This is a genomic window from uncultured Parvibaculum sp., from assembly GCF_963975745.1.
GTDB lineage: Bacteria > Pseudomonadota > Alphaproteobacteria > Parvibaculales > Parvibaculaceae > Parvibaculum.
Window position 1 is genome coordinate 210,727 of record NZ_CAXBIB010000002.1, and the last position, 24,297, is coordinate 235,023.

The 24,297-nt window shown below is 62.6% G+C and carries 19 protein-coding genes and 1 tRNA gene; 8 read left to right on the forward strand and 12 right to left on the reverse strand.

What is annotated here, in order from left to right; genetic code table 11:
- Positions 1 to 80 precede the first annotated feature (80 nt).
- The 3 genes from gor to AAC071_RS02585 are packed head-to-tail and all read right to left on the reverse strand — an operon-like array spanning position 81 to position 3,645.
- Positions 81 to 1,466, reverse strand: a complete 1,386-nt coding sequence (gene gor / locus AAC071_RS02575) for a glutathione-disulfide reductase (protein ID WP_339829684.1) — start codon at positions 1,464 to 1,466, stop codon at positions 81 to 83.
- 16 nt (positions 1,467 to 1,482) lie between these two features.
- A complete protein-coding gene (gene rpiA / locus AAC071_RS02580) occupies positions 1,483 to 2,181 on the reverse strand; it encodes a ribose-5-phosphate isomerase RpiA (RefSeq protein ID WP_339829687.1) in 699 nt (232 codons plus the stop codon).
- A gap of 3 nt (positions 2,182 to 2,184) precedes the next feature.
- Entirely contained in the window at positions 2,185 to 3,645 is a 1,461-nt protein-coding gene (locus tag AAC071_RS02585) for an NAD-dependent succinate-semialdehyde dehydrogenase (protein ID WP_339829690.1), read from the reverse strand.
- Between the two features lie 114 nt (positions 3,646 to 3,759).
- Between AAC071_RS02585 and AAC071_RS02590 the strand changes: the two genes are divergently transcribed.
- A complete protein-coding gene (locus AAC071_RS02590) occupies positions 3,760 to 4,902 on the forward strand; it encodes a M14 family metallopeptidase (RefSeq protein WP_339829692.1) in 1,143 nt (380 codons plus the stop codon).
- Here AAC071_RS02590 and AAC071_RS02595 read toward each other — a convergent pair whose 3' ends face one another.
- Complete coding sequence (locus tag AAC071_RS02595; RefSeq protein WP_339829694.1) at positions 4,903 to 5,394, reverse strand: GNAT family N-acetyltransferase; 492 nt, start codon at positions 5,392 to 5,394, stop codon at positions 4,903 to 4,905.
- A 107-nt stretch (positions 5,395 to 5,501) separates the two neighbouring features.
- Between AAC071_RS02595 and gph the strand changes: the two genes are divergently transcribed.
- On the forward strand, positions 5,502 to 6,191 hold the full coding sequence (gph, locus tag AAC071_RS02600) for a phosphoglycolate phosphatase (protein WP_339829697.1): 690 nt from the start codon (positions 5,502 to 5,504) through the stop codon (positions 6,189 to 6,191).
- On the opposite strand, the gene AAC071_RS02605 is transcribed toward gph, so the two are convergent.
- Positions 6,188 to 7,357, reverse strand: coding sequence for a DUF3047 domain-containing protein (locus tag AAC071_RS02605; protein ID WP_339829699.1), 1,170 nt, complete (start codon positions 7,355 to 7,357; stop codon positions 6,188 to 6,190). The two genes, gph and AAC071_RS02605, sit on opposite strands and share 4 nt — an antisense overlap.
- A 71-nt stretch (positions 7,358 to 7,428) precedes the next feature.
- On the opposite strand from AAC071_RS02605, the gene AAC071_RS02610 reads away from it, so the two are divergent.
- Positions 7,429 to 7,504 (forward strand) — tRNA-Val (locus tag AAC071_RS02610).
- 31 nt (positions 7,505 to 7,535) lie between these two features.
- Here AAC071_RS02610 and AAC071_RS02615 read toward each other — a convergent pair.
- Positions 7,536 to 8,273: an SDR family oxidoreductase gene (locus AAC071_RS02615; protein WP_339829701.1), complete on the reverse strand. Its 738-nt coding sequence runs from the start codon at positions 8,271 to 8,273 to the stop codon at positions 7,536 to 7,538.
- A gap of 290 nt (positions 8,274 to 8,563) precedes the next feature.
- On the opposite strand from AAC071_RS02615, the gene AAC071_RS02620 reads away from it, so the two are divergent.
- Positions 8,564 to 11,068, forward strand: coding sequence for a patatin-like protein (locus AAC071_RS02620; RefSeq protein ID WP_339829703.1), 2,505 nt, complete (start codon positions 8,564 to 8,566; stop codon positions 11,066 to 11,068).
- Positions 11,069 to 11,071: 3 nt separating this feature from the next.
- Here AAC071_RS02620 and AAC071_RS02625 read toward each other — a convergent pair whose 3' ends face one another.
- From AAC071_RS02625 to AAC071_RS02645, 5 genes are all read right to left on the reverse strand, one after another.
- Positions 11,072 to 11,572, reverse strand: coding sequence for an Hsp20/alpha crystallin family protein (locus tag AAC071_RS02625; RefSeq protein WP_339829705.1), 501 nt, complete (start codon positions 11,570 to 11,572; stop codon positions 11,072 to 11,074).
- An 85-nt stretch (positions 11,573 to 11,657) separates the two neighbouring features.
- Positions 11,658 to 12,653, reverse strand: coding sequence for a lysophospholipase (locus AAC071_RS02630; RefSeq protein WP_339829707.1), 996 nt, complete (start codon positions 12,651 to 12,653; stop codon positions 11,658 to 11,660).
- A gap of 82 nt (positions 12,654 to 12,735) precedes the next feature.
- Positions 12,736 to 14,850, reverse strand: a complete 2,115-nt coding sequence (locus AAC071_RS02635) for a TonB-dependent receptor (protein WP_339829709.1) — start codon at positions 14,848 to 14,850, stop codon at positions 12,736 to 12,738.
- Positions 14,851 to 15,572: 722 nt separating this feature from the next.
- Positions 15,573 to 16,724, reverse strand: coding sequence for an acyl-CoA dehydrogenase family protein (locus tag AAC071_RS02640; protein WP_339829711.1), 1,152 nt, complete (start codon positions 16,722 to 16,724; stop codon positions 15,573 to 15,575).
- 75 nt (positions 16,725 to 16,799) lie between these two features.
- Entirely contained in the window at positions 16,800 to 17,312 is a 513-nt protein-coding gene (locus AAC071_RS02645) for a PAS domain-containing protein (RefSeq protein WP_339829713.1), read from the reverse strand.
- Positions 17,313 to 17,500: 188 nt separating this feature from the next.
- On the opposite strand from AAC071_RS02645, the gene AAC071_RS02650 reads away from it, so the two are divergent.
- Positions 17,501 to 17,941, forward strand: coding sequence for a hotdog domain-containing protein (locus AAC071_RS02650; RefSeq protein WP_339829715.1), 441 nt, complete (start codon positions 17,501 to 17,503; stop codon positions 17,939 to 17,941).
- A 10-nt stretch (positions 17,942 to 17,951) separates the two neighbouring features.
- The gene (locus AAC071_RS02655; protein WP_339829717.1) at positions 17,952 to 18,983 is read left to right on the forward strand and encodes an LLM class flavin-dependent oxidoreductase; all 1,032 of its coding nucleotides are present in this window, start codon (positions 17,952 to 17,954) and stop codon (positions 18,981 to 18,983) included.
- 32 nt (positions 18,984 to 19,015) lie between these two features.
- Here the strand turns inward: AAC071_RS02655 and AAC071_RS02660 are convergent, their stop codons facing one another.
- Positions 19,016 to 20,404, reverse strand: a complete 1,389-nt coding sequence (locus AAC071_RS02660; protein ID WP_339829719.1) for a dicarboxylate/amino acid:cation symporter — start codon at positions 20,402 to 20,404, stop codon at positions 19,016 to 19,018.
- A gap of 140 nt (positions 20,405 to 20,544) precedes the next feature.
- On the opposite strand from AAC071_RS02660, the gene AAC071_RS02665 reads away from it, so the two are divergent.
- Both AAC071_RS02665 and AAC071_RS02670 read left to right on the forward strand, forming a co-directional pair.
- Complete coding sequence (locus AAC071_RS02665) at positions 20,545 to 21,906, forward strand: mechanosensitive ion channel domain-containing protein (protein ID WP_339829721.1); 1,362 nt, start codon at positions 20,545 to 20,547, stop codon at positions 21,904 to 21,906.
- A 126-nt stretch (positions 21,907 to 22,032) separates the two neighbouring features.
- Entirely contained in the window at positions 22,033 to 24,255 is a 2,223-nt protein-coding gene (locus AAC071_RS02670; protein WP_339829723.1) for an acyl-CoA dehydrogenase, read from the forward strand.
- The last annotated feature ends 42 nt before the right edge of the window (positions 24,256 to 24,297 follow it).

Consider the following 24,297-nt stretch of genomic DNA (forward strand, 5'->3'; position numbering starts at 1 on the left):
TGGAAGGCCGAGTTATAGGCCACAAGGGCTCTAAAGGGAAGCCTAAGCCCTTGATTGCGCTCAGGGACCCGGAATCGGGGTTAATCCGCCGCCCGGGCTGCCGGCGGCTGCCACTTTTCCTTCAGTGTCACCAATTCCTCGGCGGCCGTCGGGTGAACCGCGATGGTCGCGTCGAACTGGGCCTTGGTACCACCCATGGTGACGGCGATGCCGACAGCCTGGATGAGCTCGCCGGAGGCCGGACCCAGAATGTGAACGCCCAGCACGCGCTGCGACGCCGGCTCGACCACCAGCTTCATGAAGGTCTTTTCGTCGGAGCCCGACAGGGTTCCCTTCATCGGGCGGAAGCTGGTCTTGTAGATGTCGATCTCGCCATGCCTTGTCCGGGCCTCGACCTCGGTCAATCCGACCGTGCCCATTTCAGGTTGCGAGAAGATTGCCGTCGGGATGATCGAATGATCGACGGCAACTGGGTTGTCGTTGAACACCGTCTCGGCAAAGGCCTGGCCCTCGCGGATCGCGACCGGCGTCAGATTGGCGCGATCGGTGACGTCGCCGACGGCGTAGATGCTGTCGATGTTCGTCTTCGAGAAACGGTCGACAAGGATCTCACCCTTCGGGCCGAGCGCGACGCCTGCATTTTCCAGACCGAGCCCGGCAGTGTTGGGCACGCGGCCGGTTGCATACATCACCGCGTCGGTCTTCAGCACGTCGCCATCGGCGAGTTTCAGGTGTAACTCGCCCGCCTTGCGCTCAATCGCGACAATGTCGCTGTTCATCCGGAGATCGACGCCCTTCTTGACCATCTCCTCCGCCAGAATCTTGCGCAGATCCTCGTCGAAACCGCGCATGAAAAGCGGGCCGCGATAAAGCTGGATCGTCTCGGCGCCGAGACCGTTGAAAATGCCGGCGAACTCAACGGCAATATAGCCGCCGCCCACGACAACGATGCGCCCGGGCAAGGCATCGAGATGGAAGGCCTCGTTGGAGGTAATCGCATGCTCGACGCCCGGAAGGTCCGGCCGGAACGGCGTCGCGCCCACGGCAACCAGAATCCTGCCCGCGGTGATCTCTCGCCCATCGGCAACGAGGCGGACCGTATTGGCATCCTTCAGCACGGCGCGGCTCTCGATGATCTCGACACCGGCCTTTTCGAGATTGCGGATATAGATGCCGTTGAGGCGATCGATCTCCCGGTCCTTGTTGGCAATCAGCTTTTTCCAGCTGAAGCTGGTTTCGCCGACGGTCCAGCCGAAGCCCGCCGCCTCCTCGAAGTCTTCGGCAAAATGGCTTGCATAGACCAGCAGCTTTTTCGGCACGCAGCCGCGAATGACGCAGGTGCCGCCGACGCGATATTCCTCGGCGACAGCAACCTTCGCACCGTGACTGGCCGCAATGCGGGCGGCGCGCACGCCGCCCGACCCCGCGCCGATGACGAAAAGATCGTAGTCGTATTTTCCAGTCATCATTCGCTCCCGGGGCCTATTTCGCCTCGATGATATCGGTACCCGAGGGCGTGCCTACAATGGCCAGATCCGCAATCCCGATAAACAATCCGTTATCGACGACACCGGCAATGCGGTTGAGCTCATGTGCAAGTCCGACCGGATCTGGAATCCTGCCGAAGGCACAATCGAAGATGAAATTCCCGCTGTCGGTGAAGAAAGGTTCGCCATACTCGTCGGTGCGCCGGGCGATCCTGCCCGTACAGCCCCAGGCACTTGCCACCTCGGCCATCCTGCCTGCCGTTGCCGTGCAACCGAAGGGAATGACCTCGACCGGCAGTGGAAAGGCGCCCAGCGTCGTCACAAGCTTCGAGGCGTCCGCAATCACGATCATCCGGTCGGATGCCGTCGCGACAATCTTTTCGCGCAGCAACGCGCCGCCGCCGCCCTTGATCAGACGCAGATCGATATCGAGCTCGTCGGCGCCGTCGATCGTGACGTCGAGATGCGGCGTGTCATCAAGATTGGTCAGCGGAATGCCGAGACTTTCGGCAAGCTGCCCTGTCCGCTCCGATGTCGGCACACCGACAATATCGAACCCCTCTTTCACGCGCGCGCCCAGCGCCTGCACGAAGTGTTCCGCAGTCGAACCCGTTCCGAGACCCAGCTTCATGCCAGGTTCGATGAAATCGAGCGCGCGGACCGCTGCCGCCTGTTTCTGTTCGTCGGCATTCATGGTTCAGAGTCCCGCCATTGCGACATATTTCACTTCGAGAAACTCCTCGATGCCCCATGGCCCGCCTTCGCGGCCCAGGCCCGATTCCTTGTAGCCGCCAAAGGGTGCCACCTCGGTCGAGATCAGGCCGGCATTGACGCCGACCAGTCCGTATTCGAGCGCCTCGGCCATGCGCCAGACACGGCCGATATCGCGGCTGTAGAAATAGGAGGCAAGCCCGAAGGGGGTGTCATTGGCCAGCCGGATCGCTTCCTCTTCCGTCCTGAAGCGGAAGACCGGCGCCAGCGGCCCGAAGGTTTCCTCGCGTGCCGCCATCATGTCCGGCGTCATGCCGGCGATGACCGTCGGCTCGAAAAAGGTGCCGCCCTTCGCGTGGCGCTTGCCACCAGTCAGAACGCGTGCACCGCCCGCGACCGCATCCGCCACATGCTCCTCGACCTTTTCGACGGCCGCCATGTCGATCAGCGGTCCCTGCGCCACGCCGTCTTCGAAGCCCGATCCGACTTTCAGCGCGGCGACCTTCGCGGAAAGTTTTTCGACAAAGACATCATGCACCTTGTCCTGTACCAGAAAACGGTTGGTGCAGATGCAGGTCTGTCCGGTGTTGCGGTATTTCGAAGCGACAGCGCCTTCGACCGCCGCATCGATATCGGCGTCGTCGAAAACAATGAAGGGCGCATTGCCACCGAGCTCGAGCGCCACTTTCTTGACGGTGGAGGCGGCCTGAACCATCAGTTCCTTGCCGATTTCGGTCGACCCGGTGAAGGTCAGCTTGCGGACCAGCGGGCTCGATGTCATTTCGCCACCGATGGCGCCCGCCTTGCCGGTGATGACGCTGAGGAGGCCGGCCGGCAGGCCCGCGCGTTCAGCGAGCTCCGCCAGCGCGAAGGCCGAAAGCGGCGTTGCTGTTGCCGGCTTCACGACCATGGCGCAACCGGCGGCCAGCGCCGGCGCCGCCTTGCGTGTGATCATTGCGGCCGGAAAATTCCAAGGCGTGATCGCAGCGCAGACGCCGACTGGCTGTTTCAGCACAACGATACGGCGGTCCGCGGTCGGCGCCGGCACGATCGCGCCATACACGCGTTTTGCCTCTTCGGCATAGAATTCGATGAAGGCGGCGGCATAGGCGATTTCGCCCTTCGCCTCGGCGAGCGGCTTGCCCTGCTCGGCCGTCAGGATCGCGCCAAGATCGTCCTGATTCTGCATCATCAGATCGAACCAGCGCCGGAGAATGGCCGAACGCTCCCTTGCCGGCCGCGCGGCCCATTCCTTCTGCGCGCGCGCCGCTGCTTCGATCGCAACGCGCGTTTCGGCCTGACCGAGGGACGGCACCGTGACGATGGTTTCACCGGTTGCCGGATCCGTGACCGCCAGCTGCGGCGCCTTGTCGCCCTGCCATTTGCCATCGATGTAACAGAGGCTTTTCAGCAAGGTCTTGTCGTTGAGACGGGCGGCAAGCGTCATAGGAAATCCTTTGAAGTGGAGAAGTCCTTTGGAATGATGGGCTCGGCACTATATCCTTGCCCCTTGTTAGCACTCCGGCTTCATGCCGGAAAGAGGCCGGAAAAGATCCCTCGCATGAAGGCCACGGAATTCTTCTCGGAAACCTATGTGCAGGCCCGCGCGCGCTTTCTCGCTGCGGCCGAGGCGGCCGGCGCCCGCATCGCAACGCATGAAAACCCGCATGCGAAGGGTCCTCAGCTGACGCCACTTTTCACCGACACGGCGTGGTTCGGCCCCGCGGATGCCGGAACGGTGCTGCTCAACAGCTGTGGCATGCATGGTGCCGAAGGATATGGCGGATCGGCGGCGCAACTTGCATGGATCAGCGAGGGCGGTCCGCGGCGACTGCCGCCCGACGTCGCCATGCTGATGGTGCATGCGGTCAATCCCTACGGCTTCGCCTGGGGGTTGCGCGGGACCGAGAACAATGTCGATCTCAATCGCAACTTTCTCGATCATAGCCAGCCGCATCCCGACAACCCACTCTATGACGAGTTGCATCCGTTGCTCTGCCCCGAGCGGATCGACGATGCGGCCATCCAGAAAATGCTGGCGGGCGGCGCTCGCTTTATCGAGCGCCATGGCCAATGGGCGCTTGAAGACGCCATCAGCCGCGGGCAATACAGCCATCCGGACGGCTATCATTTCGGCGGTCAGGCGCCTGAATGGTCCAACCTCACCATGCGGCAGATCGTGCGCGACCAGCTTTCCGGTGCCCATCGCGTCGGCTTCGTCGACTGGCATTCGGGTCCCGCCGGCGACGGGGATCTCATTCACCTCTGCTTCTCCGATCCCCGGAGCACCGGTTTTGCGCGTGCCGCCTCATGGTGGGGCCGCACGGCACTCGACCCGAATACCGTCGATGCGATGTGGGGTTCGAAGCGGCCGACTCGGTGTGGCATCATGTTCTGGGGGATCGAGGAACAGCTGAAACCGCAGGCCGAGATCGCAGGTGCCGTGATCGAGTTTCGTTCGGCGCAGACCAAGGGCAGTGCCGCCAAGGCAATGCGGGTGCCGATGCTGGAGCGATGGCTGCGTTTCGTCGGTGGCTTCGACGCGCCGGAGGCGGCGGGCTATTTCGAGGAGATTCGCGACGACTATGCGCCGCGCCGCCGGTCATGGCAGGAGAATGTGATCACCAACGCGCTGGGCTGCTACGAGACCACACTGTCGGGTCTCGGCCAGTGGGCGCGCGAGGGTTTGCGCGCAGCAGACTGATCAGCCGAGCGTAAAATCGTAGCGAACTTCCGTGATGTGCGGGTAGCGGCGAAAGCCGACGCAACGGCGCGCGGCAAGACGCCCGCCCATGCGCTCGTAGAAGCGGCGTGCTTTCGGGTTTTCCTCAAGCACCCAGAGATGCGCCATGCGGTGGCCGAGACAACCGATCTCGTCAAAGAGATGGTGCAGAATTTCGCGACCAACGCCACGCCCGTGATCGGCGGCACGGACATAAAGTGTTGTCACCTCGGCCCCGCGCATGTGACCGAACCCGACCGGGGCGCCCGCCTCTGTCGCAATCCAGGCGATACCCTCGTTCAGGGCCGACCGCCATTCGGCCGTCGAGCGGCCGAGATCGAGACCGTCGAGGATCGGCTGCGGCAGGATGCCGGGATAGGCCTCGCGCCAGCAGGCAATCTTCAGCCGCGCAAGGACCTGCGCGTCGGCACCGGGCCGCGCCATGCGCAGCCTGTATCGGGTCAGAACGCTCATGGGCCAAGTCTGGCCCGCCCGGCCGCACAAGGGAAGTCCCTGTCTTGCCAAGCGCAAGCCAACATGCGAGAGAGCTTGCGGCTGCCGAGCCCAATCTGGAATGTCACATGATGTCCGCGCCCCGCCCCACCCTGCTCTTCGACCTCGACGGTACGCTGGCCGATACGGCACTCGATCTCTGCGCAACCATGAATGTGATCCTGGAGCGGCATGGACGGGTGCGCGTGCCGGAAAGCCGCGTACGGCACCTGGTCGGCGGCGGTGCGCGGCTGTTGATGGAGCGCGGCTTTCGCGAAACCGGCGAACCAGCCAGCGCGGACCTGCTGGACCGGCTCTTTGTCGAGTTCATCGACCATTACAGCGGCCATATCGCCGACCACACGCAGCTCTGGCCCGGCGTCGCGGGGCAACTCGAACGCCTCGCCGCGCGCGGCGCGCTGCTTGGCGTCTGCACCAACAAGCCCGAGCAGCTGTCGCGGCAGTTGCTGACGACGCTCGGCGTCGATCACTATTTCCCGGTTGTCATCGGCGGCGACACCCTGCCGGTCAAGAAGCCCGATCCCGAGCATCTCTTCGAAGCGATCCGCCAGCTTGCCGGCGACACGGCGCATGCCGTGATGGTCGGCGACAGCGAGACCGACATCGATGCGGCCAGAAATGCGCGGCTGCCGTCGATCTGCGTCAGTTTCGGCTATACGCGGGTGCCGGTGGCCGAACTCGGCGCCGACCTTGTGATCGATCATTTCGACGAGTTCCCGGCGGCGCTGAAGCGGCTGATGCCGCATCACTTCGACTAGAGAATTTTCAGCACGCGCTCGCCGTCGACCAGTTCGATATCGGCATATTCGCAGATACCTTCGCCGCGCTGAAAGACACTGACCGCGATCAACCACACCTTGACGATGCGTGCCGGCGGCGTGCCGATGGCCTTGGCATAGTCGGCCCTCAAGGGGCGCTCCTCGGCCAGCCAGCGACCGAGTTCGCCGGCATCGGCCCGCAGAACCCAATGGGTTTCCACCTTGTCCCAGAAAGGCAAGGGGCAGCGGAAGATCGTGCCTTCCGGCAGCGACGACGACCACATGTAGGTCAGATCCTGCCCGTCCTCGAACTCGACCGCGATCGAGAGATAGTCATGGGTGGGCTGGATGTCTTCCGGCAGGTCGCAGGGGAGCTTGTCGGCCTTCCAGCGCCAGCGCAGACGGGTGCTCTCCGTCAGCGGGAAATCAGCGGGGAACTGAAGAATGCCGACGTCTTGCCGCGTGTGGCAGCAAATGCGCCTTTCCCCGCCATGCGATGTCTCACTGTAGATTTCGCCCGCGCCAAGGCGCCAGAGATAACGCCAGCCCCGTGGCGGCGGAACCGGATGCCGCGCGCGCTCCAGTGCGGCGGCGACCAGACCGCCGTGATCACCGGCGCCGGCCATGGCACCAAGGCCCGACAGTGCGCCTTCCTTCCAGACGATGACACAGGCATCGATTTCGCCGGACACGCCGCCGCGCGGAAATGCGGGATCGAAGGTACCCGACTCGTCGGCCCATTCGCCGGGGGGCTTGGCCACGATGTGAAGTGGGCCGCCCGCCTCCATGCGCAGCGAGGCGGCGTCGGCCGGCGTTTTGACAATGGCACCCGCGCCCGGGCGCAGCCAGATGCCCATCCGCGCACCGAAACGCAGGTCGAGCAGTTTCGAAGCCCAGAAGCCGCCGGCGGCCAGGACCGTCACCTCATCGCCCGGTTGCACGTCGAAACCGAGCGACTGCCAGCCGCCATCGGGGCCGAGCTTCACGAGGCGCACCTCGCGACATTGACGGGCGACCGCCGGGTCGGCCAAGTGGCGCCGCATCGCCGACCCGAAAGCGGGGCCGGCCGCGGACCCGGTACTGCGCGGCCGAAGGGCGCGGCCCAGGCCCCGCGCGCTCAGCCGCGCCAATGTCGTCATCGCCCGCAGGCCCTGCCGATCCGTCATTTCCTGCTTCTCCCCTTGACCGCTGCGGCTTGACTTGCCGTCGCCCCCAAGCCTATAGACGGGCACCTCGGGGACGGTTAGCTCAGTTGGTAGAGCACTGTGTTCACATCGCAGGGGTCACTGGTTCGAGTCCAGTACCGTCCACCATTTTCCCCTATTACACGCACTTTTGGCCCGATCAGAGGATCAGACCGCCATCGACCGGCAGGGTCTGGCCGACGACATAGGCCGCCAACGGCGATGCGAGGAAGAGCGCCACGCCTGCCATGTCTTCCGGCGTACCGAGGCGACCGAGCGGGATGTTCTGCAAACTGGCCGCGAGGCGTTCGGGGTTTTCGGTCGTGACTTTCGTCAACTTGGTGTCGACCAGGCCCGGCGCGATGCCGTTGACCCGGATGCCGTCGCCGGCCCAGGCCTCGGCCAGCGTGCGTGTCAGGCCCACGGCACCGGTCTTGGACGCATTGTAGGCGGGATTGCCGCGCGTCGAATGAAAGGCCGCGGTCGAGCTGATGGTGATCAGCGAGCCCCTGGCAGATGCCAGCATTTCGCGGAATTTCAGCGCGCAGGCCATCAGGCTGTTGAGATTGACATCCATCACTTTCGTAAAGCCGTCCATGCGGAATTCGCCCTTACGATAGATGACCGTGCCCTGCGCGAGGACCAGTACGTCAAGGGTCGCGAAGGGCGGCCGATGGGCTTCGATGGCGGCGAAATCGGAGACATCCATCTGCGTATAGCCAAGACCCGTCATGTCGGAGCCTTCGGCGGATGTGTAGTCGGCGGCCGACGCACGCGTGCCCCAGACATGAACCGAGGCACCGTGCGCCCGGAACGCCTGGGCAATGCCATTGCCGATGCCGCTCGATCCGCCCACGACCAGGACCGCCTTGCCTGTGAAATCCAGAGCCTCTTTCATCCGTCCCTCCCCGGCGACCGGGCTGGCGCCCATGTCTCCATGCTTCGAGAATACCTGTTCGTCGTCTCTACGACCTTGCGGGCCGCCAATGCAACGATCGCAGGTCCGTGTTCCGCCACTTCGCGCGGAGACGCTGCGGCACCCCCGCCAAATCACAATTAACTTTTGTTAATAAGGTGGCGGAATTGGCCGCCATTAGCGTTAATTGGTCATGAGGGGGTGCGGCCCTAGACTGGTCCCCACAGCCCGGACGCCAAGCGGCGCCGGAAATTCCGACGGGCGGAAAGACGATGAAGGAAAAGGAACTCAGGCTTGCGCTGGTTTGCTACGGCGGCGTTTCGCTTGCCGTCTACATGCATGGCGTGACCAAGGAGATTCTGAAGCTGGTCCGTGCCTCGCGTGTCTACCACCAGGATCTCGCCCGCTCGCATCGGCCGTCGGCAAGTTACAACGACATCGATCATGGCGACGCGCGAGAGACCGACACCGAAGAGGCCTATTTCGAGCTGATCCAGGCGATCGGCGAGACCGTCGAACTTCGAATATTCGTCGACACGATCGCCGGCGCGTCGGCCGGCGGCATCAATGGCGTGCTGCTTGCCCGCGCGCTCGCCCATGACCTGCCGATGGACTCGCATCGCAAGATGTGGCTCGAGCAGGCCGACATCGTCGCGTTGATGGACGAGGCTCACCTAGCCAAGCGCTGGGACAAGCTGTTCATGAAGCCGCTGTTCTGGGGTTTCACCGACCGGTGGCTGGCGCGTTATGCGCCCGATGTCGAAATGCGCCAGAAGCTGCAGCTATTCACGCGGTCGCGCTGGTTCCAGCCGCCCTTCTCGGGCGAAATCATGAGCGGCATGCTGCTCGACGCCTGCATGGCCATGGAAGAAGAAGCATCGCCAGAGAATTCCCTGCTGCCCGGCGGACACCGGCTCGACCTGATGGTGTCGGTGACCGACTTCCACGGCTACAGCCAGAACATTCCCCTTCACGATCCTACGTCGATCCGCGAGCGCGAACATCGGCATATTCTGAAGTTCAGCTATTTTCGACATCCGAGCGGACGTGTGGAAAGCGATTTCGATCGCGACCACGTTCCCGGGCTTGTCTTTGCCGCACGCGCCACCTCATCATTTCCTGGCGCCTTTCCCGCCCTGCAGATCAGCGAAGTCGACAAGGTTCTCAAGTCCCGCGGCGAGGACTGGCCGACACGCGAGAAGTTCATCACGGGAAATTTCAAGCCGCTTATCGCGGCCGGTTCCGATCCGGCCCGGGCTTCGTTCATCGACGGTAGCGTGCTCAACAACAAGCCCTTTGCCGAGGCCATTGAATCCATTCGCGGACGTCCGGCCTATCGGGAGGTCGACCGCCGCGTCGTCTATATCGATCCCGATCCGAAAGGCGGCCATGTGGAAGCGGGCGGCGCAAAGCCCGGCTTCTTCCAGACCATTCGCGGCGCGCTGTCGGACATCCCGCGCAACCAGCCGGTGCGCGACGAGCTTGAGTCGCTGCATGACTTTTCCGAACGCGTGCGCCGCTACCGCCAGATCGTTTCAGCCACGCGCCCGCACGTTGCCGAACGCGTCCGGCAGCTCTTCAATGGCGATGCCGATTCACCGCCGACGCCGGAACTTCTGGCCAAGCTCCGCAACAAGGCCAATGCCCAATCGGCCGTCGAGGCAGGCTATGCCTATGACGCCTATATCCAGCTCAAGGTCAGTTCGGTGCTCGATCAGATCACCAGCGTCGTTGCCGATCTGTCCGACGCCGTCCACCATCCCAGCGACCGGCTGGCACTTTCGAGAGCCGTGGAAGCATGGGCCAAGGAGCGTAGAATATTTCCGGTGCTCTGGTCGCAACATGCAAATGAAGGTGCAGAGCCCAGCAAGGAGGATGCGTGGGTAAGGTTTCTGCGCGAATTCGACGTTCATTTTCGTGTCCGGCGCCTGCGCTTCGTCATCCGGCGCCTCAACGAACTCTATGCGCGCAACGGCGAGGCCGATGAGGCCTGCGATCCGGATGCGCTCGACGAATTCAAGGCCAGCCTCTACAAATGTCTCGAGCGGCTGCAGTTCGAGTCGGTCTCGCGCCTCAAAACCGACGAAGTACGGGCCCTCTGCACGGCCATCTATGACGATGGCATCGCCGAGCCGCACGAGGTCGATCAGTTTGCCTCCTTCGTCGCGCCGAAGCTCGACCTTGTCGGTCTCGACCGTGAAATCGACAAGACCTTCGCGGAGATGGCCGCGACCTGCCTGCCGCCCGAGGCCCGCATCGAACTGGTGCAGGCCTATGTCGGATTTCCGTTCTTCGATGTGCTGACTTTGCCACTCAACAAGTGGCAGGATCTTGACGACGTCGACACGGTGCTTGTCGACCGCATCAGTCCGGAAGATGCCACGGCCTTGCGCGAAGGCGGTGCGCCCGCAACACTGATGGGGCGCGACCTCGGCTATTTCGCCGCCTTCTTCAGCCGGCGGGCGCGCGAGAATGACTATCTGTGGGGTCGATTGCATGCCGCCGATCGGCTGGTCGATATCGTTGCCAGCGCGGCACCCGCCGCCATTCACGCCTCGACGCTGGACATCGACCAACTCAAGGCGCGTCTCTTCCGTGCCATTCTAAGAGCCGAGCGCCCCTATCTCGACCACATTCCCGATCTCTTCACCGACCTCGAACGCGAGATCGACATTCGCTTCGGCAGCAACGGAAAGGCAACGGCGCCCGACACGAATGCGCGGGCGCCGGAGGGAAACCACAGCGAAAGCCACCGAAACGTGTCGCAGGGCCGTTGAAGGTCAACCCTTGCCGATCGAAATACGACGCCCCGGCGACACCGCCTCCGGATTCTTCGGCAATGTAACCTTCAGAACGCCCTTGTCGAACCTCGCATCGATCTTCGCCTCATCCACCGCGGACGGCAGCGTGAAGGAACGTTCAAACCGTCCATAGTGGCGTTCGATCATTCGCGCATCCTCGTCGCCGCTTTCCTTTTCGTAGCGTTTCTCGCCCTTCAGCGTCAGCACGCCATTGTGGACGCTGAGATCGACATCCTTCTCATCGATCCCCGGCAATTCAACCGTCAACGTGTAGGCCTTGTCGGTTTCGTGAAGATCGATCTGCGGGACGATCTGTCCGTTCCCGAGGCGATCAAGCGCGGGCACATCAAAGAAGCCAAATCCGCGGCCGAATGCACGGTCCATCAGACTGTTCATTTCCTCGCGGAAACCCGCAAAGGGGTCGCCGGAAAAAAGCGAACCGCGGCCCCTGTCGTTCGATTTCGTGACTTGATTGGCCATTCTGTCCTCCTGGATTCTGATCAACAAAAAAACACGAATGGAACAAGCAGGCATCTACCCTGCTGCCTATCAAGTTAGGAAGCGATCAATCCAGTGCAAGTGTGCCGCAAGGCCGCAGATCACGGCGGCCCGATGGGAGATCCTCACCGTCGATCCATGCCGCGATGTCGTCCCAGACCGTTTGGCGCTGCAGGTCGCGCAGCAGCATGTGCCAACCTTCAGGATAGCAGAGCGCCGTGACCGGCGCATTGCTGCCGCGCATGGCCTCCAATGCTGCGGCCGTGGGTCCGGACGGAACCAACTCATCGCGCGCGCCATAAAGGAACAGGACCGGCACACCCAGATTGCCGGATGCCTCATAGGCCCCATCCATCAGGCCGACCAGGCCGTATACCGCGTCGATCCGCGTTTCCTTGATCACCTGCGGATCCCGGGCAAGCGCCCGCAACATCTCGATGTTATCCGACGGCCAGATGTCGAGCCCCTGCCCGGTGAGACGAACCGATGGAACCGTGTGGGCGGCGATCCGGAGCACCGTCGCATAGAACGGGTTCATCGTTTTCCAGCCCCAGACAGCCGGCGCTGCCAGGATCAAGCCGTCCACCACCGGTGCTTCCGGCAGCGCCATGGCGCGCATGGCTACTGCACCGCCCATGCTCTCGCCCAGCAGATAGACCGGCGCACCCGGGTGCCGCTGACGCAGAAGCGACACAATCTCAACAAGGTCCCGGGCCATTTGCCGGTCGCCAGCCCAGTGTCCACGCCCCGGCGCGCGGCCAAAGCCACGCTGGTCGTAGGCAAAGAATGCGATATCACGACCAGCGAACCAGGGGCCCGGGCCCGGATCTGCAAAGGCATTGGCGTAGTCGTTGAAGCCGTGCAGTCCAATGATGACGGCACGCGGATTCCCGGGCTCAAAAGACAATATGGGAAGCCGCGCCCCATCGGCCATCACTGCTGCCGTCACGGCGGAGCCATGCTCGAGGCGCGGCGCAAACACCGCGTCGCCGACCGTCATCGACCGCGGCACACAGGCCGACGCTGCAAGGATCGACAGAAACACCGCGCAGGATCGCAACATGCGATCATCCTATCGCAACGGCGTGCCGCTATCGAGGCTGCGTCAGGGCGGAGAGGTGCCTTGCGCCTCCCCGCCCATCGCTTCAGAAGTCCAGACTTGCCTGAATGTAGAACGTACGGCCAGACTCGTTGACCTGAACCACGGCCGGATCGAATCCGTTGGAGCGGCTCAGATGCGACGCATAAGTCGCATCCAGCAGGTTGGCGACTCCGCCGCGAAATTCCACCGACCCCAACACCTTCCGGCTGGCAAACAGATCGACGGCCGCATAGCCCGGCGTTTCTCGGACGTCGATCGCCGAGCCCGTCAGCGGGTTCGTGTCGGCCCGCGTCTGCTTCATGGCCCAGCGTGTCCGTATGCCGGCGCTCCAGTCAGGCACTTCATAGGCGAGCTCAAGTTTTCCCGCCAAAGGCGGGATCTGATAGAGCGGCCTGTCATCCGTCACGTTCCGCCCATAGGTATAGGTCGCGTCTCCGCCCAGCCGCCAGCCGCGTGCGAAGTTCCAGGTACCCTCCAGATCAAAGCCCGTCAGTTCCGCATCGACATTGCGGAAGATGCTCGCACCATTTGCCAGCAGCACGCCCGGCTGACCTCGGGCCGTGTCGCGACTGATGAAATCGGACACATTGTCGTGCCAGACCCCCGCCGAAGCGTTCCAGCCTGTGCGCCGGACTTCAATGCCAAGGTCGATCTGGTGATGCTTTTCAGGCTGCAATCCGGGATTGCCGACCCAGCTGTTCGCTCCCGAAGCACGTGCGATGCCGCGTTCCGTTGCATCGGCCGTCCTCACTGCCCGACTGGCACCGAGCCAGCCGGCGAAGGGACCGAAGTCATGCGTCACGCGCAAAAGGCCGCTGAGATTGGTCTCGCTACGATCCGTATCGCCGATGCCATAATACGCAACATAGAGCTGCCGGGCCGTCACTGCACCCATGCCGGCAGGCAAGAGGTCCGCTTTCCCGGCGCTGACCGAGACAAGGTCGACACGCGCACCGGCCGTCAACAGGGTTCTTTCGGTGAGCGATGTCTCGCTTTCGGCAAAAAGGCCAGTATCCCGAATTTCGATGTCCGGCCATGTGTAGCCGGAAATCGTTACTGGGGGGATCGCGCCCATCGACATACGAGAGACCGCGTCTCGATTGTTGGAACGGTGATCGACACCAAGTGTCAGCATCGTAGCTGAAAAGGAAAACTCGCCCGCGAACCGTCCGCCAAACGTATTCGATTCCGCATCGGTCCGCATGACCATGCCCGGGGGCGTGCGCAGCGAATAGTTGTCCATGACGTGATCGACAAAAGAGCCGTAGACGTTCGCCGTGATACGACGAAGCGCACCGGGTCCCTCCATATTGTGATCGAGTGCCAAGCGGTAGGTGTCGGTTGCCGTCCATGGCGAGTCCATGCCCGCCCCCGCAAAAAGCGTGTCTTCGACGCGATCGTTCTCGACGGACGCGGACAGCACCGATCCTGCGCCGTAGCGCCAGCCCGCCTCAGCGCCGCCACCATATTGCTCAAAGGCGGAACGCACTTCACGCCCATCGCCGTCCTCGTAATTCGTGGCCCGGCGGGCGGTCGCAAAGGCGCGTATATAGCCGTTCTCCGCCACGCCACGCGCCTGCACGGTCGCGAAGCGCTGCGCGCCGTTCGACTCGATTCCACTCTCGATTCGGCCGGAGAAGCCGGCCCCCATATCTGCCGGATCGGCGCGTTCCATACGGATGGTTCCCGCCGGTGCCGGCGGGCCGTCGAGTACCGACTGATAGCCGCGACGTATCGTTATTCGATCGCCTGACATCAGCAACATGGCGGAACTCGGCGGATCCATGCGGTTCGGACACGCCCCGAAGACATAGGCGCCGTCACCGATGACGGCGATGCGGTCTTCGGATTGACCGCGAATGGAAATTTCCGACCCGTGACCGCCCATGCGTCCCGCAGAAACGCCGCGCAGACGCGCAAGGAATTCGCCTGCATCCCGGGCCGGCGATGCGTTGATCATGTCGGGTGTTACGACCTGTTTCGCAGGTTCGAGTTCGGGCGGTGCCTCGACCAGAATTTCGGGGGCGTGGGGAATCGGATGCTGTGCGGTATCGGCATCTGCCGGGCTCACGACCGTGAACGCAACAGCCAGGGCGGCCGATGCCGCGCCGGCGCGCAGGACAGCGCGCTGCCCCGCAAGGAAGCAATTGGATGACATTTGATTTTCCTGTTTGACCTGAATGGAGACTGGAGCGATTCAGGAAAAAACAGGCGGCCCCCTCGGCGGCGATGGCGGGCGATCCGCCGTATGCGGCGCGCACGACTCCAATGTCGGACATGGCAGACCGGGTGCGTTCGGCCGCCGGAGCTGAACGAAAAGATCGTCGCGAAACGCCGCCAAGGCCAGCGTTGCAACAGGTGCACAGAGACCCGGCGCGATATTGTAGGTGTCTTCATCCGCAGGTTCGGCGGGGCCGTTCTGATCCAGCCAGATGACCTTCAGACCGCTGCCCGTACAGATGACAATCCGGTCGCCGAAAATGCCGGTCTCAAGCTGATGCGGCTGCTGTGCGACGAGGACGCCGGACAGGCCCGGCAGAAGAATCGAAACGGCGGCCAACAGAACGACGAGGCGCGCAACAACAGACAGCCCACCGGACTTCCGGAAGACTCTCGAACCTTGCCGCTGTGCCTGTTGCCGCGGTGCCACCCGACCCCCTGTTTTCCGGTCAGTATCGGCACGGGAACCGTCATGTCAAAGCGCGGCCCGCCTCCGCGCGTGCGGCGCGGTGACGCACAACGCGCCGGCTCAACTGCGCGACATCGACAAGCTCGGCGCCTCACCGGTCAGTGTGGCGACGACGAACACGACGGTAGTCGACAGAATGAAGAGGGCCGGTGGCGCCTGCCGCCCCTCCGCTCATCTGTGCGAGATGGCGCTCAGTTCACCGCCTTCAGCAGATTGCGCGCAATGATGACCTGCTGGACCTGGCTTGTGCCTTCGTAGATGCGGAAGATGCGCACGTCGCGGTAAAAACGCTCGATGCCGTAGTCGGCTACATAGCCGGCGCCGCCATGCACCTGCACCGCGCGATCGGCGATGCGCCCGACGGCTTCGGAGCAGAAGAGCTTGCAGCAGGAGCTTTCGGTGGCGACGTTCTCACCCGCGTCGCGGCGGCGGGCGGCGTCGAGCACCATGCAACGGCCGGCATAGGCCTCCATCTTGGAATCCGCGAGCATCGCCTGTACGAGCTGCAGGTCGCCGATAGGGGCGCCGAACTGCTTGCGCTCGGCCGCATATCTGACGCTGTCTTCGACAAGGCGATCGGCAACGCCGATGCAGACAGCCGAGATATGCAGACGGCCGCGTTCCAGCACCTGCATGGCGGTGACGAAGCCCCTGCCCTCCTCCTCGCCCAGCAGACAATCAGCGGGGATGCGCGCGTCGTCGAAGATCACATCGCAGATATGCGCGCCTTGCTGCCCCATCTTCTTTTCGGGTTTGCCGACATGGATGCCCGGCAGGTCGCGCGGCACGACGAAGGCCGAAACGCCTTTCGCGCCCGGCGTCTTCGGGTCGGTGCGCGCCATCAGCGTGAAGGCATGCGCCTTGTTGGCATTGGTAATGTAGCGCTTGGTGCCGTTGACGATGTAGTGATCGCCGTCACGAATGGCCGTTGCCTTCAGCGAGGCGGCGTCGGAGCCGGCCTCCGGTTCGGTCAATGCAAAACTGACTATGATCTCGCCGCTGGCGATTTTCGGCAGCCAGTATTCCTTCTGGTCCTGGCGGCCATGCATCACGATGCCCTGGCTGCCGATGCCGACATTGGTGCCGATGACCGAGCGAAAGGCCGGCGAGGTGCGGCCGAGTTCGAACATCAGCAGGCACTCTTCTTCCATGGTCAGGCCGAGGCCGCCATATTCGACCGGCACCGAAATACCGAAGAGACCGAGGTCGCGCATTTCCTGCACGATTTCTTCGGGCACCTGGTCCGTTTCCGACACCTTGTCCTCGATCGGGCGCAGGCGCTCGTCGACAAAACGGCGGACGGAAGAAATGAGCTGTTCTCGTGTTTCGGCGTCGAGGGCCATGGGGTTCCCGCAGGTCAGTGATAAGGCTGCGGGAATTTAGGCCATTCAAGGCCGGGCGGTCAAAAAGGATGCTTTTCAGGAGCCCGGAACAGACCGTGCGACCGATGCGCCTAGAATCCTGTCCGCACGTTCACCTGCGATCGAGAGCGGCATGTAGACGCCTTCGAAAGTCACATGGCCACGGCCCATATATTCCATGCTCCCCGCTGCGGCGTAAGGTCGCCCGGCTTCGGCCACGTACTTGTAGAATTCAAAAAGCGTGGTGCCGAATCCTTGTTTGTATTCGTCGACATCGAGGACACGCCGGCCCCGGAAATTGGCACCATGCGCGGCAACGATATCCTCGCCAAGAAGGCGATAGGTCAAATCGAAGGGCTCCCAATTGACCTGCAGCATCAGCAGGTTGGGCATGAAACGGGCAAACCTGATCGGATCCATATCGTCGGGCCGGGGCATGGCACGCGCACCACGCACGCTCTTCCAGTACTCAAGCATATGGATGCAGAGCGGCTCCTGAAGTTCCTTCAGACGCCGAAACCCGACCGACTCCGCAACAGCGGGCTCTATGAGGGTCTTGAAGTCGTTCATGGATTGCGCCATCCGGCCATCGCCCTGCCTGAATGCGGTTGTCGCCGCGCCAAGGAGAAGAGTGCTCCCCAAGCTGCTAACGGAGTGTGAATCTCCTTATCAATGTTGTGGAAAAGAGGTGGGCTTGGAAAATCCGGCCTTCCTGATAGAAACGCGCATTCCGAAAATCACAACACACGGGTCTATCGATGAACAGCGAGGCAAGCGGCCGGCTTTCCGGATATGAGACATGGGAAGGGCATGACCCATTCGAGGACCATGCCGGGCCGTTCTACTTCCGCCAGCATGAAGACGGGTGTGTAACCAGCGCCTTCGAGGCCAAACCGCATCACTGCAACGGCGGCGGTTTTCTGCATGGCGGCCTGCTTTTGACCTTTGCCGATTTCTCGCTTTTCGCCATTGGCCGATCGGTGCTTCAAGGGCCGTCGGTCACGCTGTCGCTCAATGGCGAATTCACCGCAGCGGCGGGCGCCGGCGAATTCATCGAGGCGCGGGGCGACATTGTGAGGAATACGGGGAGCATGGTCTTCCTGCGCGGGCAGGTCTTCACCGGGCACGGCGCCGAGGAGCGCATCCTGCTCAACTTTTCGGGTATCGTGAAGCGGGTCAAGAAAAAGCCGATCGGTTAGGAGGCCTATCGTGGTCACGCTCAGCGTCCTCGACCAATCGCCGATCCGCAAAGGCGGTACGGCGGCCGAGGCCATTGCCAACACAATCGACCTGGCGCGCCATGCCGAACGGCTCGGCTACAGCCGGTACTGGCTTGCGGAACACCACAACACTTCGTCTTTCGCCGGCTCGGCGCCCGAAGTCCTGATCGCTGCGGTTGCCGGCGCCACCTCGCGTATCCGTGTGGGTTCCGGCGGCGTGATGCTGCCGCACTACAGTCCGCTCAAGGTCGCCGAATGCTTTCGCCTCCTCGAAACACTCTATCCAGGCCGCATCGATCTGGGCCTCGGTCGCGCGCCGGGCGGCGACCTACGCACCACGCGTGCGCTGCAACCCGGCCCGCAGGCCTATGATGTCGGTGTCTTTCCGCAGCAGGTCGAACTGCTGACCCAGTTCCTCGAGGATTCGCAAGGACTGGCCGGCGAAGCTGGTGGCTTTCCGGCGGATCATCCCTATACGGGGCTCCACGCCACGCCGCGCGGCCCCGGCATGCCCGATCTCTGGATGCTCGGATCGGGTGGCGACGGCGCCATTATCGCGGCGCAGTTCGGCATGGCCTACTGCTTCGCTCATTTCATCAACCAGGATGCCGGCACGCAGCCGCTTGAAATCTACCGTCGCAACTTCCGCGCCTCACGCCACCTCTCGTCACCGCGCAGCTCCCTTGCCGTATCGGTGACGGTGGCGGAAACGGAAGAAGAGGCACGGCGGATTTCTGCCTCACGCAATCTCTGGGTCATGCAGCTACTGCAAAATCGCGCGGGCCCCTTCCCGTCCATCGAAGAGGCGCTCGCCTATCCCTATACCGACGAGGATCGGACCATGCTGCGTGCCATCGAACAGCGTGGAATCACCGGCACGCCGGAACAAGTGCGCGCAAGACTGCTGGCGATGGGGGAGGCCCACGGGGTCGACGATTTCGTCATTCTGACAATTACCTATGACCAGCGCGACCGCATCCGCTCCTATGAGCTACTTGCGGAGGCGATGCACAGAACGTAAATCACGCCCTGGCAGCCATCTCCCGGCGCCGGTCAGACGGCCGCCGCAACATCCGGCTCCTCACCGGCCGCGTTTCGCAAAACGACGCAGGCGGCCAGATCGCCGGCAACGTTGACCGTCGTCCGCGACATATCGAGCAGGCGATCGACGCCCAGTACAATCACCATGCCCTCAAGCGGGATGCCATAGTTGCCGGCAACGCTTATCAGGATCGCGATACTCACGCCCGGCGTGCCCGGCGCGCCGATCGAAGCGGCCACCAGCGTCGCTACAAGCAGAATCGTCTGCGACATACTGAGATCGACGCCTGCCATCTGTGCAAGGAACAATATGGCGACGCTCTGATAAAGAGCCGTCCCCGCCATATTCATCGTCGCGCCTAGGGGAACAACCAGATTTCGTACCGCCGACGGCACGCCCAGCCGCTGTGCCGTTGCCATGCTCATGGGCATGATCGCGGAGGAACTCGATGTGGAAAAGGCCAGAAGCAGGGTTCCGCCTGCCGTTGTCAGAAACCGGACAGGCGACAGCCGCCCGGCCACCGTTACAATGAAAAGATAGAGCGTCATCAATATGACAAGACCCAGCAGAACGGTGCCGACATAGGCCGAGAGGCCGACCAGGGTCTCCAATCCGATGCGCATGACGAGTTGTGCCATCAAGCCGAATACCGCAAAAGGCGCCAGAAACATCGCCCATTTGACGATGGTCATCGATACCGAGAGAAGCGCGTCGAGAAGCTGCAGAAAGGGTTCGACCTTGGCCCGATCGACCTGCGCGGCCGCCAGGCCGAGCAGAAGCGCCAGGACAACCACCGCCAGCATGTCACCCTGTGCGATCGAGGCCATCGGATTGGTCGGCAACAGACCCGCAATGATGTCCGGGCCCTTCATCTCCGAAAACGGACTTCCGGCGGTATCGTTGACGCCAACCGTCGCTACGGCCGTGCCGCCTCCATCAACGTCAGCACGACTTTCTTCTGACGCGGAACCAACCGACAAAACGATTTGCTCGCCCGGCTTCAACCAGTTTGCCAGCATGACGCCGGTTGTGGCGGCCGCGACGGTCGTCAGGACGACGAAAACGGCGAAACGCGCGCCTATCGACTTCAACTCCGCCCCTGACCGTGCGCCGGTCAATCCACCGACAATCGATGCAAAGATCAGCGGGACAAGCACCATCGCAATCAACCCGAGAAATATCTGCGCGGGCAGCGCGAGCCATCTGCCAAGGTCCTCCGAAACTACCGGCGACAAGATGCCCATGTCCGGGCTCAGCACGACACCTGCTGCAAGCCCTGCCAGCATGCCGGCAACGACCTGCGCCCAGAGGCGGCTTCTGACCCATGCACGCAGGCGGAGGCGTTGGCGCTGAACGCGAATCGTTTGTTCAGGGCCTGCAGTCCCGGAGATATCCGCCATTACCGTCCGCGCCCTTCGCTGATTGTTCAGACATCGATGCAACTTCATCCAGGATGCACTGGCCGATATCCGGATGCCGGCCTAGTATAGAGGCTGTCTGTCTTTGAACAAAAAAGATGACGCGGAAAGGTGGCACGGACATGAGCGTCGACGGGGAACCAGTATCGTCATTGCCGAATCTCGAAGATGTCCTCGAACTCGTCTCGGATTCCGCTTCCAACTACCTGATTACGTGGCCAGTATTCGCGCAGCTTGGCGCGCTGCTTGTCCTGCTTGCCGTCGGACTGGCGTCAAGACGTGCCTTTGCTTCCTATGTCGACAGATTGACCGGACGCGGATTGACAGGCCCGGCCCTGTCCGCGGCACTTGCGCACTTGCGCCTCGTCATTCCCGCGCTGGCCGCCGCCATCGTCGTGTGGCTGGTCTATGGCGTTGTCCAAGCATTTGGCCTTCCGGGCGAAATCATCCGGATTGCCGCCAACCTTTTGACGGCATGGGTTGTCATCCGGCTGGCAACAAGTCTGATCCGCCAACCTGGATGGGCCTCGCTGATCGCTGCGATCATCTGGAGCATTACTGCGCTAGCGTTGCTTGGATTCCTGCAGCCTCTCTATCTGCTTCTCGATTCGGTTTCGTTCAGTGCGGGTGAATTCCGGATATCCCTGCTCGGGATCATCAACAGCGTCGTTCTCTTCGGCATATTCGTTCTTACCGCCAATTTCGTGCTGCGCCTCGTCGACGACCGCATGACGCATCTTGAGGGTATTTCAGCAGCAGCCCGTGTTCTCATCGTCAAGATACTGCGTATTGCCTTCATTGTTGCGGCCATCGTCGTCGCACTGACATCCGTCGGCGTCGACCTGACGGCCATTGCGATATTTTCCGGTGCGGTCGGGGTCGGTATCGGATTCGGGTTGCAGAAGGTCGTCTCGAATCTGCTCAGCGGCATCATGCTCCTGCTCGACCGCTCGCTCAAACCAGGCGACGTAATCGAAATCGGCGATGCCTATGGATGGATCGAGAGGATGGGCGCGCGCTATGTCACTGTTGCCACGCGCGACGGCAAGGAATATCTGATTCCGAATGAAGACATCATCACACAACAGGTCATCAACTGGTCCTACAGCAATCGGGCTATCCGAATCCGGATCGGTGTCGGCATTTCCTACCGATCGGACGTCCGCAAGGCGATGGCGCTGATGGTCGAGGCGGCGTCGACGCTGCCGCGCGTGCTGCAGGACGAGACGCACAGGCCACAGGCCCGCCTGGTCGATTTCGGCGAATCCTCCGTCGACCTGGAACTACGCATCTGGGTGCTCGACCCGGAGAAGGGAATCGTGAACGTCTCCAGCGAAATCCGCCTCGCCATCTGGGACGCCTTTCAGGCCAATGGCATCGAATTCCCATTTCCGCAGCGCGATCTTCATATCTCGTCGGCCAAGGGTCTCGAAGACCTGGCCAAGCATTTCGGAACGGACTGGCAGGCCGTCAGCCGCAGCTAAATCGGCGCGGGCACCTGTCCGGCGAATGCTTGACGTACAAAAGAGTTGAGTAGAGGCTTGAATGGGGCGCCGGGGTCTTGATCGGTCGATATGCAGAGTGCATGACGGCAGGAAAGGAGACACGCGATGATCACATCTTCGCTTCGCCAAAGACTCGTCAGCGCACCACTTTTGGGTTTCGTTCGGCGTGTGCTTCCGCCCATATCGGAAACAGAGCGCGCCGCGCTCGACGCCGGCACGGTGTGGTGGGACGCCGAACTGTTCTCCGGGAACCCGGACTGGTCCCGCCTGCTCTCCGCGCCGCCCGGGGTTCTCAGCGGACGCGAGCAATCCTTCCTCGACAATGAAACGGAAGAATTGTGCGGCATGCTCGACGACTGGCGCATTTCGACCGATCTCGCATTGCCGGACGATGCATGGACCTTCATGAGGGACAAGGGATTCTTCGGGATGATCATCCCGACGGAATATGGCGGTCTTGGCTTTTCGGCTGCAGCGCAGTCGGCCGTCGTGGTCAAACTTTCGACGCGCAGCATCACCGCAGCGGTGACGGTCATGGTGCCCAATTCGCTCGGGCCCGGCGAGCTGCTGATGATGTACGGAACGGATTCACAGAAGAAACGCTATCTGGAACCGCTGGCGCGCGGTCAGGAAATTCCCTGCTTTGCCTTGACCAGTCCGGTAGCAGGGTCGGACGCTGCCTCCATGGAGGACGAGGGCATTGTGTGCCACGGCGAGATTGATGGCCGGCAGGCGCTCGGTATCCGCCTCAATTTTTCCAAACGCTATATCACGCTGGCGCCGGTTGCGACTGTGATGGGACTTGCCTTCAAGCTGCGCGATCCGGACGGTCTGCTTGGCGACGATGTGGAGCGCGGCATTACCGTTGCCCTGATCCCGACCGACACCGCAGGCGTGAAAATCGGCCGGCGGCACTTCCCGAGCATGCTTGCCTTTGCGAACGGCCCCATCGAAGGCAAGGACGTCTTCATCCCGCTCGACTGGGTGATCGGCGGGCCGGCGCGCGTCGGCGATGGCTGGCGCATGCTGATGGGCGCGCTTGCCGCCGGGCGCGGAATATCGCTCCCCGCCCTCTCGACCGGCGGCGCGCAGTTTGCCGCCTACACGACAGGTGCCTATGCGCGTATCCGCGAACAGTTCGGGCTGCCGATCGGCAGGTTCGAGGGCGTCCAGGAAGCACTGGCGCGGATCGGCAGCGTGGCCTATGAACTCGAAGCAGCACGAAGGCTCACCTGCCAGGCGATCGATGCTGGCGAGAAGCCGGCCGTCATATCGGCAATCATGAAGTATCACGCAACCGAGCGCATGCGCGCTGCCGTCAACGACGCTATGGACGTGCATGGCGGCAAAGGTATTTGCGAAGGCCCCAAAAACTATCTGGGTTCTGCCTATCGTGCCATTCCGATCGGCATCACCGTCGAAGGCGCCAATATCCTGACACGCAGCCTGATCGTGTTCGGCCAGGGTGCCATCCGCTGTCACCCCTATCTGCTGACCGAAATGGAGGCGGCGCAGGACGAGGACAAGCTGCGCGGTCTCAAGACCTTCGACAGCGTCATCTTCAAGCATGTCGGCCACGTTGTTGCGACGCTCGGCAGGGCCACCTTGCGGGCCCTGACCGCAGGCCGATCCGCATCCGTGCCGGATGCAGGCCCTCTGACGGCGGATGTCAGGCGTCTCGCTCGTTACTCGGCGGCCTTGGCGCTTGTCAGCGAAGTGACCTTGATTTCTCTCGGCGGCGCGTTGAAACGCATGGAAAATCTCTCGGCCCGTCTCGGCGACGTGTTGAGTGAACTGTATATTTCCTCCGCCGTCGTTGCCCGATACGAACATGACGGGCGCCAGAGCGCCGACCTGCCATTCGCGCGCCTGTCGCTTGAAAGCTCATTCCGTCGCATCGAGCAGAGCCTCGATCGATTCCTCGCCAACTTCCCGAACCGGCTTCTGGCAATCGCCATGCGCGCCGTGATCTTTCCCTACGGCGTCCGGCGGCGCGCGCCCTCCGATGCGCTCGCCGCGGAATGCGCGGAAATCCTTCTGGCCCCATCATCGGCCCGCGACCGTCTGACCGGTGGCATTTATCGGCCTCGGGGGAACGATGAAGTCGCCATGCTGGATCGTGCTTTCATACAGGTTGACCAATCGGCCGCTGTACGCCAGCGGCAGCGCAAGGGCGAGGCCCTGAGTGCCGCCGAAACCGCGGCACTTGAGGAAACGGACAGGCTGGTGCGCATGGTCATCGGCGTCGACGATTTCGATCCGGACGCACTGACAATCACTGCGCGATCGGCACAATTCGACGCGACGCCGCAGCGCAGGGTCGTGTAGGATTCGCGGAGCGCGTTCCTCAGGCCCTCCCAACGGATGTCC